Below are 438 nucleotides of genomic sequence, written 5' to 3' on the forward strand. Positions count from 1 at the left end.
TGGCCAGGATCTCCGAGACCGGGTAGCGCGACTCCCGCCGCACCGCCATGAAGATGCGCGGCATCACCGGGAAGTGGAACGCCATGTGGCACTCGTCGCCGCCCGAGGCGTAGTCGCCGAGGTACTCGACGACGTCCTCCGGCCACTGGTTGGCCTCGGCCAGCAGGACGGTGTCGGGGTACATGGCGTCGATCTCGCGGCGCACCCGCTTGAGGAACTCGTGGGTCGCCGGGAGGTTTTCGCAGTTGGTGCCCTCGGCCGCGTAGAGGTAGGGGACGGCGTCGAGGCGGAAGCCGTCGATGCCGAGGTCGAGCCAGAACTTCAGGGCGGCCAGGATCTCCTCCTGCACGGCCGGGTTCTCGTAGTTGAGGTCCGGCTGGTGGGAGAAGAAGCGGTGGAAGAAGTACTGGCCGCGTACCGGGTCGAAGGTCCAGTTGG

Annotated in this window: 1 protein-coding gene; it reads right to left on the reverse strand. The window is 67.4% G+C overall.

All coding sequences use genetic code 11. The annotated features are described in order from the left end of the window. Positions 1-438, reverse strand: a 438-nt coding sequence (locus tag E4U92_RS35630) for an alpha-amylase family glycosyl hydrolase (RefSeq protein ID WP_241681811.1), incomplete at both ends; no start/stop codon positions are given.

It is taken from the genome of Streptomyces galbus (assembly GCF_005280195.1).
GTDB classification, from domain to species: Bacteria; Actinomycetota; Actinomycetes; order Streptomycetales; family Streptomycetaceae; genus Streptomyces; species Streptomyces galbus.